At 69.1% G+C, this 14,141-nt stretch carries 11 protein-coding genes; 4 read left to right on the top strand and 7 right to left on the bottom strand.

The features are described 5' to 3' along the window. Positions 1–2: 2 nt before the first annotated feature. The gene (locus KV203_RS11330) at positions 3–416 is read left to right on the top strand and encodes a DoxX family protein (protein ID WP_066470696.1); all 414 of its coding nucleotides are present in this window, start codon (positions 3–5) and stop codon (positions 414–416) included. Here the strand turns inward: KV203_RS11330 and KV203_RS11325 are convergent. Next, the gene (locus KV203_RS11325) at positions 406–1,245 is read right to left on the bottom strand and encodes an ABC transporter permease (protein ID WP_066470695.1); all 840 of its coding nucleotides are present in this window, start codon (positions 1,243–1,245) and stop codon (positions 406–408) included. The genes KV203_RS11330 and KV203_RS11325 overlap by 11 nt on opposite strands. Continuing rightward, positions 1,232–4,015 carry an alpha/beta fold hydrolase gene (locus KV203_RS11320; RefSeq protein WP_066470694.1) on the bottom strand — a complete coding sequence of 928 codons (2,784 nt, stop codon included), beginning with the start codon at positions 4,013–4,015 and terminating at the stop codon, positions 1,232–1,234. The genes KV203_RS11325 and KV203_RS11320 overlap by 14 nt, the downstream gene beginning before the upstream one ends. 142 nt (positions 4,016–4,157) lie before the next feature. On the opposite strand from KV203_RS11320, the gene KV203_RS11315 reads away from it, so the two are divergent. Then, positions 4,158–4,607 carry a universal stress protein gene (locus tag KV203_RS11315; RefSeq protein ID WP_066470691.1) on the top strand — a complete coding sequence of 150 codons (450 nt, stop codon included), beginning with the start codon at positions 4,158–4,160 and terminating at the stop codon, positions 4,605–4,607. A gap of 18 nt (positions 4,608–4,625) precedes the next feature. Here KV203_RS11315 and KV203_RS11310 read toward each other — a convergent pair whose 3' ends face one another. Then, the gene (locus tag KV203_RS11310) at positions 4,626–6,944 is read right to left on the bottom strand and encodes a HelD family protein (protein WP_066470928.1); all 2,319 of its coding nucleotides are present in this window, start codon (positions 6,942–6,944) and stop codon (positions 4,626–4,628) included. A gap of 102 nt (positions 6,945–7,046) precedes the next feature. On the opposite strand from KV203_RS11310, the gene KV203_RS11305 reads away from it, so the two are divergent. After that, entirely contained in the window at positions 7,047–8,063 is a 1,017-nt protein-coding gene (locus KV203_RS11305; RefSeq protein ID WP_066470925.1) for a zinc-dependent alcohol dehydrogenase family protein, read from the top strand. Between the two features lie 56 nt (positions 8,064–8,119). Here the strand turns inward: KV203_RS11305 and KV203_RS11300 are convergent, their stop codons facing one another. Together KV203_RS11300 and KV203_RS11295 are read right to left on the bottom strand one after the other, a co-directional pair. Next, complete coding sequence (locus tag KV203_RS11300) at positions 8,120–9,505, bottom strand: HNH endonuclease signature motif containing protein (protein ID WP_083530067.1); 1,386 nt, start codon at positions 9,503–9,505, stop codon at positions 8,120–8,122. Between the two features lie 47 nt (positions 9,506–9,552). Next, a complete protein-coding gene (locus KV203_RS11295) occupies positions 9,553–11,277 on the bottom strand; it encodes a cation:proton antiporter (protein ID WP_066470686.1) in 1,725 nt (574 codons plus the stop codon). Positions 11,278–11,378: 101 nt separating this feature from the next. Here KV203_RS11295 and KV203_RS11290 point away from each other — a divergent pair, with 101 nt between their 5' ends. Beyond that, positions 11,379–12,653 carry a glycoside hydrolase family 27 protein gene (locus KV203_RS11290; RefSeq protein WP_217995985.1) on the top strand — a complete coding sequence of 425 codons (1,275 nt, stop codon included), beginning with the start codon at positions 11,379–11,381 and terminating at the stop codon, positions 12,651–12,653. Here the strand turns inward: KV203_RS11290 and KV203_RS11285 are convergent. Together KV203_RS11285 and KV203_RS11280 are read right to left on the bottom strand one after the other, a co-directional pair. Further along, entirely contained in the window at positions 12,640–13,353 is a 714-nt protein-coding gene (locus KV203_RS11285; RefSeq protein ID WP_066470682.1) for a DUF1345 domain-containing protein, read from the bottom strand. The two genes, KV203_RS11290 and KV203_RS11285, sit on opposite strands and share 14 nt — an antisense overlap. Then, positions 13,343–14,041 (bottom strand): MBL fold metallo-hydrolase, encoded by a 699-nt coding sequence (locus KV203_RS11280; protein WP_066470923.1) that lies wholly within the window; start codon positions 14,039–14,041, stop codon positions 13,343–13,345. Before KV203_RS11280 ends, KV203_RS11285 begins: the two co-directional genes overlap by 11 nt. Positions 14,042–14,141 lie beyond the last annotated feature (100 nt).

Here is a 14,141-nt window from a genome sequence, read left to right as displayed (position 1 = left end):
TCATGGACGTTATCGTTTTGATCGGTCGAATATTGTTCGTCGTGCTGTTCCTCGGCTCGGGGGTCGGCCATCTGACCCAATCGCAGCAGATGGTGCCCTTCGCCGAGGCCAGGGGTGTGCCGCTGGCGAAGCTCGCCGTCCCTGCGTCCGGGCTACTGCTCCTGGCCGGCGGTCTCAGCGTGCTTCTCGGAATCTGGGCGGACCTCGGCTCGCTGTTGCTGATCGCCTTTCTGTTGCCCACCACGTTTCTGATGCACAAGTTCTGGACCGAAACCGACGCTCAGGCCAAGCAGGCCGAGATGGTGTCGTTCAACAAGAACATCTCGCTGACCGGTGCGGCGCTGGCGTTGTTCGCCTTCTTCGCGCACACACCGGAACTGGGGCTGACCATCACCGGGCCGCTGTTCAGCTTGTGATGTCCTTGCGGGCGAACAAGGTCCATGCGGTCAACCCGAACACGCAGGCGTAAGCGAGCGAGGAGAAGGCGCCCGTGACGATGTCCGGCCAGTCGATCACGGGCGCCAGGACCCGAGTCCAGGCGAACGAGAAGTGGCCCGGCAGCAGGTCCCGCAACGAACCGAGCGCGGTCACCTGATCCAGGATTTCCACCACGATCGCGATCATCACGGTGCCGCCGACCGCGCCGAGTGGCGCATCGGTGAGCACCGACAGCAGCAATGCCAATCCGGCGACCCAGCTCAGCCCGACCACGACGATGCCGAGTCCGAGCAGCAGCCGCACCACCCCGGTCGGATAGGCCAGCGCATCCCCGTACGGGTTGACCAGGGGGTCCGCGCCGTAGAGCAACGTGCCCAAGGCAAGCGCGACGGCACCCAACAGCAGGATCGCGCCGGTCGACAACCCGGCCGACACGATCGCCTTCTGCCGCAGCAGCCGGCCCCGCGGCACCGGGATCGCCAGCAGGTACCGCAGGCTCGACCACGACGCCTCGCTGGCGATCGCGTCGCCGAAGAACAGTGCTACCACGACGATCAACAGAAACCCGACCGACATCAGCAGGCAGAACGCCGTGAAGTTCAGCCCGCTGTGGGTGGCCAGCTCGATCAGCCCGGCACCGCCGGCGTCGGACCCGCCGATCGCGAACGCCGCCGCCAGGATGCCGGGCAGCAGCGCCAGCGCCCCGAACGTCACCTGGGTTCGCCGCCGCCGCAGCTGCCGCTCCAATTCGGTCCGCAGCGGAAGGGTGTCGGCCGGCGTCGCGGTCATCGGTTCAGCGGTCGTCATCGTCGGCGCTCCGGTTCTCGATCATGGCCAGGAACACGTCCTCCAACCGGCTGGTCGGTGCCGCGGATCGCACCGCCACGCCGGCCTCGACCAAGGTGCGGACCACGTCTGCCGACGGCACCGCGCGCAGGTCGATCCGAAGTGAACCGTCTGCGGCGTCGGCGACCGAGCCCAGTCCGTCGATCCCGGCCAGCGCTGCGGCCGCCCGGGTGCGATCGTCGACCCGGAACTCGGTCGGCCCGCCCGCCGCGACCAGCTCGTGCACCGGGCCCGCGCTGATCACGGCGCCTCGGTTCATCACCACCACATCGGTACAGGTCTGCTCCACTTCGGCCAACAGATGACTGGATACCAGGACGGTCCGGCCGTCTTGGGCGTAGGCGCGCAGCACCTCGCGCATCCGGCGAATCTGCGGCGGGTCCAGCCCGTTGGTCGGTTCGTCCAGGATCAGCAGGTCCGGCAGGCCCAGCATCGCCTGCGCGATCGCCAACCGCTGACGCATGCCCTGGCTGTACGAGCCGACCTTGCGGTCCAGCGCCGGCCCGAGATCGGCGATCCGGACCACCTCGTCCAGCGCCGCTTGGTCGGCCGGGCGCCCGGTCGCCTGCCAGAACAACCGGAGGTTGTCTGCTCCGGACAGCTGCGGCAACAGGCCCGGTCCTTCGATGAACGCGCCGACTCGGGTCAGTACCGATGCACCCGGGGTGATCCGCCGGCCGAAAACCCGGGCCGTGCCCCGCGTCGGGTTGATCAATCCGAGCACCATCCGCAAGGTGGTGGTCTTGCCGGCGCCGTTGGGCCCCAACAGGCCCAGTACCTGACCTGGTTCGACCCGGAAGCTCACCGAGCGCACGGCCCGGAAGCCGTTGCGGTAGGTCTTGCCCAAGTTGTCGACGACGAGCGGCACCTCGGTCAGCGCCGGATCGACGTCGGGCCGGCGGCGGGTGCGCCGGAACCGGGCGATCCCGGCGAGTCCGGCCGTGCCGAGAGCCAGGGCACCGATCCCGATCAGCGGCGCCACCGGAATCGTCCGGCTCGTCGCGGTTGCCGGGACCGACGGCATCCGCATTCGGTCGTCGGGCAACGACACCACGAACTGCGCCGGCGCTGCCGGCACCGCGTATGCCTGGTCGGTGCTGGCCACGACCAGCTCGATCCGGTGGCCTTCGGCGAACTGGTAGCCGATCGCCGGTAGCGACACCCGCACGTCCACCGGGGCGCCGGGCCCGGCCCCGTCCGGTAGCCGCAGTGCGGACACGGAGGTGCCGGGCAGGGTCCGGCGGCCGCTCGACGACACGTCGTACAGCTTCGCGAACAGCACGGTCTCGCCCGGTCCGGCGGTCGAGGTGACCCGCAGGTCCACAGTTGCCGACCCGGTCACGGTGACGGCCCGCGGCAGCGGCGCGCTGCGGAACGTTGCCGCCTGCCCCGGAGGATCGCGGGTGAGGAGGGCGCCGGCGGCGGGTGTGGCCGCCAGGGCGCCCAAGCCGGGCAGGCCGGAGATCGACGCGGGTGCGGCGCCCGGCGGGCGGGCGATCGGCTGATCGCGGGCGCCGTCACTCAGTTCCACGACGGTATGTGGGGTGTCGGGTGAGTTCGGGGTGAGACCCGGGTAGCTGGGTGCGGTCATCCGCCGGCTCGGCACCTCGCCCTGCTCGTTCACCGCGCCCGGCAACGCGAAGTCGAAACCGGGCGAGTCGGGCGGTTCGCCGCGCAAGGTGCGGTCCAAGAAGCTGCGGATCGCCCCGTCGGCGCGGTTGCTGTCCCCGTCGTGTCCGCCGTTGAACCAGCGCACTTGCACGTTTCCGCCGGCCCCGGCGATAGCCCGGGCCGTGGCGTCGGCTTGGTCCAGCCCGAACAGGCTGTCGCGCTCGCCTTGAATCAGCAATGTCGGTGCGGTGATTGCGCCGGCATTCGCCACCGGCGAGTGCGACCGGAGCAGCGCCAGCAGCTCGGGAGTCGGTCGACCGGACACGGCCGATGCGATGTACGCCTGGCAAATCGGTGGCGCGAACCGGCCGCAGCCGGGGGTCGCGGTACCTTCCGCGCCGGCCGGGGGCAGCTGGTTGCCGGCTGCGAAGAACGTCGCCGCCCACTGCCGCTTCAACACCCCGTCGCTTCCCTCGACCACGCCGGCGGGCGTCGTGATCGCCGGCGCCGCGCCGGTCACCGGTACGGCGTAGTTCGGGAACAACGCCGTACCGAGGTCGTTCCAGGTGATCCCGGCGGCCACTGCGTCCACCCGCGGATCGGTCGCGCCCAGGCCGAGCGCGAGTGCGCCACCGTAGGAGCCGCCGGCGACCCCGACGTGCGGGTCACCCGGTCCGTCCTGCGCGACCTCGGGCCGCGCGGCCAGCCAGGACACCAGGGCGCGCGCGTCGGCCACTTCCCGATCCGGGTCGTTCAGCCAGATCTGGCCGGTGCTCGCGCCGAATCCGCGGGCGCTGTAGGCCAGTACGACGAATCCGTCCGCGGCCAACTGCCGGGCCTGGCCCTCCACCGAGTCCTTGTTCCCGCCGAAGCCGTGGGCGAGTAGCACCGCCGGGGCTGGAGTGCGTTGCGGCAGATACAGATTCGTGTCGAGGGTCAGGGTTGCCGAGGAATCGGGCGCGTCCGGTACCGGGATCGTGGTGGCCTCGGTCCGTACCTGCGTCGCCCCGCCGCGCACGGCCGGTACGGCGAACCCTGCCACGATGATCAGCAGACCGCCGATCAGGACAGCGCGGATCGCGCGACTGCCGACTACTGGTCGTCGTCCACGCTGGCGCATGGCGTCCAATCTATGCGCCCACCGCATATCGACGATGCATTCGGTCACGCTGCTTACGCGAGGTGTTCGCCACAAACCGACGCCGAGCTCGGCATTTCCGTTCTAGGGTGCTGGGAACGAAACTCATTGACGGAGGTTACGGATGACCGCCTACCAGACCATCGTTGTCGGGACAGATGGTTCTGAATCGTCGTACAAGGCCGTGGAGAAGGCCGGTGCGGTGGCCGGCGCGACCGGCGCGACGCTGGTCGTTGCCTGCGCGTACTACCCGACCGACGACCGTGATCTCGGCGCGGCGAGCGACGCGCTCAAGAACGACGCCTATCAGGTGCACGGCTCGGCGCCGACCGACGAGATCCTGCGCACGGCAAAGGAGAAGGCGACGGCGGTCGGTGCGACGAAGATCGAGACCCGGTCGGTCGTCGGCGCCCCGGTGGATGCGCTGCTCACCCTGGTCGGCGACGTTTCCGCGGACCTGTTGGTCGTCGGAAATCGCGGCCTGAACTCGATCACCGGGCGGCTGCTCGGCTCGGTGCCGTCCGACGTGGCCCGCAAGTCGCGCTCCGACGTACTGATCGTGCACACCGTTTGATCGTGTGCACGATCTGATCTACTCGGGTCGACCCGCGGCGGCCGGTCGGCGCAGCAGCGCCCCGGCCGGCTGCGGGGTCAGCCCGGCCAGCACCTCCGGCAGTTCTGCACTGTGCAGCACGCTGAGCCGTTGGGTCGCTCGAGTCAGTGCCACGTAGAGGTCGTTGCGCCCGTGCGGCCCGGCATCCAGCAGTAGCTGCGGTTCGACGATCAGCACGTCGTCGAACTCCAGCCCCTTCGCCTCGTGCACGGTGAGCACCCGGGTTCGCTGATCGGCCAGGTGCGACAGCTCGGCGCAGATCGCCGGCGTGCCGATTACCGCGACGGTCCCCGGGTGGGGTGCCGCTGCCAGCAGCACAGCAGCCGTGGCGGCGAGTTCGCCCGGCTCGACCTGCACCGACCACGGCGGAACGCCCGATTCCCGCACCGACCGGGGGACCTGCGCGTCCGGATCGATCGTGGCGAGCACCTGCGCTGCAATCGTCATGATCTCGGCCGGCGTTCGATAGTTCACCGTCAGCTCGGTTCGCCGCCAGCGTTGTGCGACATACGGTTCCAACACCTGCTGCCACGATCCGGTGCCGGCCGGATCGCCGGTCTGGGCGACATCGCCGACGACCGTCATCCATCGGTTCGGGATGCGCCGCATCACCATGCGCCAGGCCATCGCCGACAGTTCCTGTGCCTCGTCCACGATCACATGGCCGTAGGTCCACGTCCGGTCTCCGGCTGCGCGCTCGGCGGTGGTCTGCTGTATCGCGGCCTGTTGCCGCAGCGCCAGGGTCTCGGCGTCGACCAGGTCGTAGGCCATCAGCAGCTCGGGGTCGAGGTCGTCCTCCAGGTCTTGCGGGGCGGACCCGGTCAGGATGTCGAGCGCGTCCTGCGCATCGGCGATCTGCTGTCGCCAGCGCCGTTTCGCCCGTTCCCGGTCGGCAGTGTCGTCCACGCCGAGCAGTTCGGCGAGTTCGTCGAGCAGCGGGGCGTCGGCTGCGCTGAACCCGTCCCGATCCACGCGCAGCAACGCTGCCCGGTCGTCGGCGGACAACTCGGCTGCCGCGACCGCCAGCCGGTCCGGCGAGCTCAGCAAGTCCGCCAGCACGTGTTCCGGACGCAGTTCCGGCCACAGCGAGCCGATCGCCCGGGCGATGCCGGTGTCGCCGCGTAGCTCGTCCCGGATCTCGGTCAGATCGGCAGCGCTGAGCAGGTTCCCCCCGCCCATCGGGTCGGTGCCGATCGCGCCTGCCAGCTGGCCCGCCAGTTCGTCCAGCACGGCCGTGGTGAAGATCGGTCGAGCCTGATTGTGCGGTCGCCGAGACGACCGCGCCCGGCCGCGGGCCCGGCTTACCGCCTTGCGGTCCAGGGTGAGTCGGTGCCCCTCGAAGTCCAGCTGGATCGGGGCGTCGGGCAGCTCCTGCCGGTCTCGGACGGCACGTTTGAGCACCTCCAGGATGCTCAGTGCGCCTTTCAACTCGGCAGCTCGCGGTCCGTCGGTCCGGGTGGCCCGTACGCCCGGATACAGGTCGCCGATGGTCGACAGCAGCACGCCGGTCTCGCCGAGCGAGGGCAGCACCTGACCGATGTAGTCGAGGAAGGTGGCGTTCGGTCCGATGATCAGCACGCCGCTCTTCGCGAGCTGGCGCCGGTAGGTGTACAGCAGGTAGGCCGCTCGATGCAGCGCGACCGCGGTTTTGCCGGTGCCCGGTCCCCCTTGCACCACCAACACGCCGCGATGCTCGGACCGGATGATCGTGTCCTGCTCCTGCTGAATCGTCTCGATGATGTCGTTCATGTGCTCGGTGCGCGCTGCATTCAGCGCCGCGAGCAGTGCCCCTTCCGCGCCGACCCCGCCGTCCGGACGTTCGACGCCGGCCGCTTCGGCCGCCGCGAGATCGAGGTATTCGTCGGTGATCGCGGTGACCTGCCGATTGCGGCTGCGGATGTGCCGGCGTCGGGTGACCCCGTCCGGCGCGGCGGTGGTGGCCAGATAGAACGGCCGAGCCAGCGGCGCCCGCCAGTCCAGCAGGAGCGGCTCGTAGTCGTTCTTCTCGTCCAGGATGCCGAGCCGGCCGATGTAGCGGCGCTCGGCGTGTTCCGCCGTATCGGCGTCGAGGTCGAGTCGGCCGAAACAGAGCCCGTGTTCGGCCGCGTCGTAGCGGGTGAGGTCCTCGGTGTACATCTGGTTGAACGATTCTCGTTCGGACCGAGCCTGCGGAGTGCCGCCGGTCTCCAGCAGCACCTCGCGGAGCCGGGTACGCGCGTACGCACGCATGGCATCGAGCTGCGCGTACAGGATCGCGACATAGCTCTGCTCGAGTTCGAGTTCCGTGCTCTCGGGCAACAACTCTCCTCGCAGGTTCGGCAAACGGGCCCGTGAAGTGTAGTTCCCGTTCGGCATCCGCGTGGTAGAGGTGAAGCAGACCTCGACATGAAGGAGTGCGCCGTGCGTGGAACTGTCCTCTATGCGCCTGGTGACGTTCGCTCGGAGATCGTTGCCGACCCGACGCTGAAGGAGCCGACCGATGCGATCATTCGCACGGTCGTGGCGTGCGTCTGCGGCTCGGATCTGTGGCCCTACCGCGGCGCCAACGAGCTGAAGCGGCCGATGGCGATGGGTCATGAGTACGTCGGCGTCGTGGAAGAAGTCGGCTCCGACGTTCGGGGAATCCGCCCCGGTCAGTATGTGATCGGGTCGTTCTTCGCGTCGGACAACACCTGCCCGAACTGCGTGGCCGGCTATCAATCGGCCTGCGTCAACGTGCGGTCGGTCTACGGCTGCCAGGCCGAGTTCGCGCGGATCCCGCAGGCCGACGGGACGCTGGTTGCGCTCGCCGACGCCCCGGACGCCGAACGATTGCCGAGTCTGCTCGCCGCGTCCGATGTGCTGGGCACCGGCTGGTATGCGGCGGTGGCAGGCGGGGTCGAGCCCGGGGTGACTGCACTCGTCGTCGGCGACGGTGCCGTCGGCCTGTGCGGGGTGATCGCAGCGAAGGAGCTCGGTGCCGAACGGATCGTGGTGATGAGCCGCAACCCGGCGCGGCAACAGCTTGCCCGCGAATTCGGCGCGACCGACATCGTCGAAGAGCGCGGGGACGACGGGGTGGCGGTGGTCCGCGAGCTGACCGGCGGCATCGGTGCGGGCGCGGTACTCGAGTGCGTCGGGACCGGTGAATCGATGCGGCAGGCGCTCCACTCCGGCCGGCCCGGCGCGATGGTCGGCATCGTCGGAGTGCCGCATGGGGTGGAAATCTCGGGTGACGACCTGTTCCGTACCCATGTCGGAGTGCAGGGCGGCCCGGCGCCGGTCCGGAGGTTCCTCCCCGACCTGATCGACCGGGTGTTGACCGGTCGGATCGACCCGGGACGGGTGTTCGACCTGACCTTGCCGCTGGCTGAGGTATCGCAGGCCTATCAGGCAATGGACGAACGGCGGTCGATCAAGGCGCTGCTGCAGCCGTAGTCGGCGGGCATGCCGGTGGCCCCGCGGGTGGGGCGGGGTGCCGGTGTCGGGGTTGTTCAGAAGGGTGGCGGTTCGTCGTCCGGTGCGGGCGGCGGCCGACCCGGTCGATGGGGCATCGGTGAATCCGGTGGTCGGGGTGGGGGTGTGTCGGGTGGGGTGAGGTCGGTGGTGCCGGTGCCGTCACGCAGGTAGGTTCCGCCGGCCGGGGTGGCCCAGAGATAAGCACCGGGGGTTAGGCGTCGGTAGTGCCAGCCGCGGTTTCCTTTGAGCTGGTGGTGTTTTCGGCAGAGTGGGGCGAGGTTGTCGCTGCTGGTGGGCCCGCCCTGGTCATGCGGGTGGGTGTGGTCGAGGTCGCAGCTGCGGGCGGGGCGGTTGCAGTACGGGAACACACACGTGCTGCTGGTCTGCACGACGTGTTCGCGGAGCCGGTCCGGGATCTGATATGCGTCGGTCTGGAGGTGTTCGGCCAGGTCCAGCACCGGGCGGACGGTCACGTTCGCGGCCGGGTTGCCACACCAGGCGCGGATCGCGTCGATATTGACTGGTGTCGGTGACGACGCGTTGACCCGGCCCAGGGGGCCGCCGGTCCCGGTGAGCTGGTCGGCGCTGATATGTACATGCAGCTGGATGTCGCGCGGCGTGCGGCGGTGCAACGCGGGCGGTGTGGGTTCTGCTGCGTCGAACGGCAATCCGGGTTGCCGGCGGGCGAGTTCACCCAACGCGGTCGAGCGCCGCGCATCCAGCGAATCGGTGCTGCCACAGGCGGCGAGATCCTCGGCGATATCGGACAACGCGTGGTTCAGGTCGACGGCGTCGAGCAGGTCGAGTTCGCCTTCGATCCGGACCGTGCCGGTCAGACTCACGGTGCGGGTGTCGATCTCCACCTTCCGGGTATCGGCATTCAGCTCCTGCTCCGCGGCCTCGGGGTCGGCGAGGATGCGGGCTTCGTCGATCAACCGGTCCAGCTGCGCCCATGACACCGTCCCCGCGTAGGCGGCGAGCCGTTCGTCGACGAACGCGGCCGCTTCCGGCGGGAGTCCGAGGGTGGTGTCGGCGATCCGCCGGGTCCGCCACCATGGTGTCTGCCCGGCCTTGACGCGTTCCCAGAGTCGGGGCAACCGGTAACAAACCTCCAAGACCTGCCCGACGTACGACATTCCCGAGTCGGTGGAATACCGCAACGCGGTAGCGAGCTCGGCAACCGCGGATTCGTCGACCTCCGGCGAGCCGGGTCCGCCCGGGGTGACCCACCCGACCCCGAACCGGTCAGCGTCGGTGTCACCGGTCGGGGCGTGCCAACGGCACCATTCGACCGTCAACTCGGCCTGCTGCACCGCGACCCGCTCCGCCTCGGCTCGCGCCGCCCGCAACCCCGCCAACACCATCCGCGCAGAACCGGCACCAAACCCGTTTCCGGGAGTGAAAGCGCTGACTGCGGTCATATATCTATTGCATCACGACCCACCGACACGTTTCCGGCCCGTCTTTGCTACTCGGCTATCGCAGCGAGTCCTCGTTCCTCCCGATCGAGCATGTCCTCGACCTGTTTGTACGTCGCCGACCGGTCCGCGCCGATCGATCGTTCGGCCAGCAAATTCTCCCGCATGGCGTCGAGGTATCGGCGCTGCACGATCAACGACTGCTCGCGCAAACCGGGTTTCGACCGTGCGACCGCGCGTTGGTCGCCCCGGAGCAGCATCGGGATGAACCGCTGCCGCAGGGACTCGACGACATCCGGATCGATCGGTTCCCCGTCCACTTTTTGCTCGTCGATGGGGCCGATCTGGTCGATCGCGCTCTCCCCGACCCGCTTCAGCAAGTCGAGGAACTCGGAACGCCGTTCGTCCGGCGACGGCTCGCTGAAGTGCATCCTTCGGATCAACGCCGGCAGGGTCAGGCCGAACGCCACGAGGGTGATGATCGCGACCAGGTAAGCCACCAGCACGACGGTGTCCCGGTAAGCGGGTCCGATCGGGATCGTTTGCGCCGCTGCCACCGTGACCACGCCGCGCATCCCGGCCCAGCCCAGTACCAGCAGGCTGCGTCGGGTCAGTGGCTCACGTTCGCGGAAAGCGACGTCGGCCGAGGTTCGGGCGAGGTGTCGGCGGGCCCAGTCCAGCCGGTTTTCGTCCCGGCTGCTCTCCGGTGACGCCCGGTCCAGTCGGTCGCCCAGTCGGGCGAGCTGGTACCGCACCTGGTCGCCGTGATCGCTCGAAGTGACCAGGTTCAGCACCACTGCCGGCCCGGTCAGACCGATGAAGCGCAACACGATCAGGAGCCCGACGACCAGCGCGACCATCGCCGTGAGCTCGCCGGCGGAGGTCTGAGCGCGCGCTGCAGCGAACAGGGTCGGCAGCTGGAACCCCATCGCCAGGAAGACCCCGTTCTCCAAGATGAAGTTGATACTCGACCAGGTGATGGTCTGGGTCTGCCGGTCGCGAGCACTGAATCGGCGCGCGCCCAACGTCCCGGTGACGATGCCGGCGACGACGACCGCGAGGACACCGGAGGTGTTGCCGGCTTCGGCCGGAAAGTAGGCCAGAAACGGCACGGCGAAGGACAAGGTGGTGTTCAGCACCGGGTCGTCGAGGTGCTGTCGCACTCGTACCGTGATCACGGCCACCAATCCGCCGATGATGATCGCACCGATCACCGCCCAGCCGAAGTCCAGCACCGCCGATCCGAGGTCGAACGAGCCGGTGATCGCCACGGCCGCTACCGCGGTCCGCAGCAGAACCAGCGACGACGCATCGTTGACCAGGCTTTCCCCCTCCAGGATCGTCATGATCCGTGGCGGCAGACCGAGCCGTCGGCCGATCGAGGTCGCTGCGACGGCGTCGGTCGGACTGACCACCGCGCCGAGCGCGACGCCGAGTGCAAACGGGATCTGGGGAAACACCAGGTGTACGGCGGCGCCTATCGCCAGCGCGGTGACGATCACCATGACCACCGACAGCCAGCCGATCATGACGATATTCCGGCGCAGATCGAGCACCGGTAGCTTCACCGCCGACGAGTACAGCAGCGGCGGCAGCACGCAGACCAGGATGATTTCCGGGTCGATCTCGATTTCCGGCAGCGTCGGAACGTAGCTGGCGGCGATACCGAGTCCGACTAGCAGCAGTGGCGCAGCTATGCCGGTTCGGCGGGCGAACACGGCCGCCACGATGATGATTCCCAAGGCGGCGCCGACGAGAACGAACTGATGACCCACGACATACCAGGGTAGGAATCAGCCTCGGCCGGGGCCAGTAGCAGCCGCGGGGCGCCAGGCCACGGCGGTGTCGGTTCGCGGCGCAGTGCCAAGATCGGGGTATGCCAGCAACGCGATCCCGGGTGGGCATGTTCGCGGTTCTGCTCCTGGTGCTGGCGTTACTGGTGGGGGATCAGCAGGATTCGGCACCCGAGTTCGGGCCTCGGGTGAGCGCTGCGCCGGTTCCGCCGATGGGCTGGAACAGCTGGAACAGCTTCGGGTGCGCGATCGACGAGTCGACGATCCTCCGCGCAGCACACGCCCTTGCCGATTCCGGGATGCGGGACGCCGGCTACCGCTACGTGATCGTCGACGATTGCTGGCAGGCGCCGGCCCGGGCTGCGGACGGAAGTCTCACCGCCGATCCGGGGCGTTTTCCGCACGGGATGGCCTGGCTGGGCGCGCAGATCCATGCCCTCGGGGAGAAGTTCGGTATCTACCAGTCACCGCGCGAGCGGACCTGTGCCCAGCTTGCGGGGGCGATTCCGGGCGCGACCGGGGCGCTCGGCCACGAAGCACAGGATGCGCGGACCTTCGCGGACTGGGGGGTGGACTATCTGAAGTACGACTGGTGCTCCGCTGCCGGCTCGGTCGCCGATCAGGCCCGGACGTTCGCTCGGATGGGGCGGGCGCTGCGGGCCACGGGCCGGTCGATCGTCTTCTCGGTCAATCCGAACAGCGCACACGCGGTCACCGGCATCGGCTACGACTGGGGTCGGGTGGCCGATCTGTGGCGTACTACCTCCGATATCACCGATGCCTGGCATACCGGTTGTCCGGCGGCTTGTCCGGCCGGCGGGGCGCTCGGGGTCACCGACATCCTCGATCAGCAGGCGCCGTTGTGGCGGGCGGCCGGCCCGGGACGGTGGAACGACCCGGACATGCTCGAGGTCGGCGTGCGGGGCACATTCAGCCTGGACGAAAACCGGGCGCATCTGGTGATGTGGGCGATGCTATCCGCACCGTTGATCGCCGGAAACGACGTCGCCGCGATGCCGGCGTCGGTGCGTGGCGTGCTCACCGATCCGGATGTGATCGCCATCGACCAGGACCGGCTCGGCCGAGCAGCGCAGCGGGTGCGGGACGACGGGAACACCGAGGTCTGGGCGCGACCGCTCGCGGACGGGTCGGTAGCGGTGGCGCTGCTGAACCGCTCGGATACGCCGGCGCGGATCGTGACGTCGGTGGCCGAGGTGGCGCCGGCGGGCGCATTGCCGCCGGCGACGAGCTACACCGCGTTCGACGTCTGGGCGAAGACGACGGTCGCGACGACCGGTGGCCTGACCGCCTCGGTTCCGCCACGGGCCGCCGTGGTGTACCGGGTCAGCTGCCGGTGATCACTTGGAACGCCACCGCGAGCACGACCGCGTTGTAGAAGAAGCCCAGCACGCTGTGCACCAGTACGGTCCAGCGCATCTGCCGGTCGGTGACCTCGACGTCGGAGGTGGCGAACGACGCACCGATGGTGAAGGAGAAGTACGCGAATTCGACGATCGTCGGTTCCGTCGTTTTCTGGAACTCGAGGCCGCCACCGAGGCGCAGGTAATCGCTCACATACCGCTGCGCCATGCTGATGTGCAGCATCATCCAGGCCAGCACGATCGCGGTGACCCCGGTGGCGTGGACCAGATCGGACCGCTCCGGCGGCAGGTCGTGGGCCAGCAGCACGTTGAGCGCGGCGACCAGGCCGACCATGCTGGACGCTCCCGGAGCGACCGACCGGACCGCCCGCAGGACGCCGAACCAGCCGGCCGACTCCGCGGTGACCGGCTCGCCGCCGTGCCGGGCGACGCTGCTGACGTGCAGGCCGCAGCCGACCAGATAGATCAGGGCGAGCCCGTCCCAGCAGAGCAGGATCCGCAGTGAATCGGAATCGTCCGGGGCGACGACCACGAGCACGCTCAGGACGACGAGGGTTACCTCGGCCAGCGCGGCCGCGGACCGGATCAGGTATCGGGCCCGCGGATGACGGTCACGCGGTGGGTGGTCACGCGGTTGTCGGCTACGGTCGCGTACCTCGATCGGATCACCAGCCACGGGCTCGCCATTCGGCCAGGTGCGGCCGCTCGGCGCCGAGGGTCGTGTCGTCGCCGTGCCCGGGGTACACCACAGCGTGGTCGGGGTAGCGGTCGAACAGTTTGGTACTCACGTCGTCGAGCAGCCGGGTGAAGTCGGCGGACGAGGTGGTGCGCCCGACCCCGCCGGGAAACAGACTGTCGCCGGTGAACAGGTGGACGCCACCGGCGTCGTCGGTGAGCGCGAGGGCGATCGAACCCGGGGTGTGTCCGACCAGATGGATCACCTCCAGGGTGCGATCACCGACCTGGAGCTGGTCGCCGTCGGTGAGTTCGACGTCGGGCGACACCGGCAGCTCGGCGGCATCGAGCCGATGTGCGGTGGTCGGCACGCCGGTCGCGGCGGTCACCTCGGCCAGCGCCTGCCAGTGGTCGGCATGCCGGTGCGTGGTCAGAATTCGGGCGAGTCCCGGTGTCTCCTGGGCGATCAGCCGACGCAGCCGCGGACCCTCGTTTGCGGCGTCGATCAGCAGGGCCTGCCCGGTGCCGGAACAACGGACCAGGTAGGCATTGTTGTCCATCGGGCCGACCGACATCTTGTAAACGGTCGCGCCGGGCAGCTCGCGGCGCTGCGCCGCCGAGCCGGGGGACACGTGACCGGTGTAGGCGTCGATCGGTACGGGAGCGCGCTTGCCCTGCTGCTTGCTCATGGCGTGCAGGCTACCGTCGGTCCGGGCGCTCCGGTCGGCGGCGGCGTACACCTGTCGGTGGCCGGACATAGCATGGCGAGCGAGATCAGGACCTCGAGAA

It is taken from the genome of Skermania piniformis (assembly GCF_019285775.1).
Lineage (GTDB): Bacteria > Actinomycetota > Actinomycetes > Mycobacteriales > Mycobacteriaceae > Skermania > Skermania pinensis.
The sequence above is the reverse complement of the archived record's forward strand: the minus strand, read 5'-3'. Positions and strand labels throughout refer to the sequence as shown.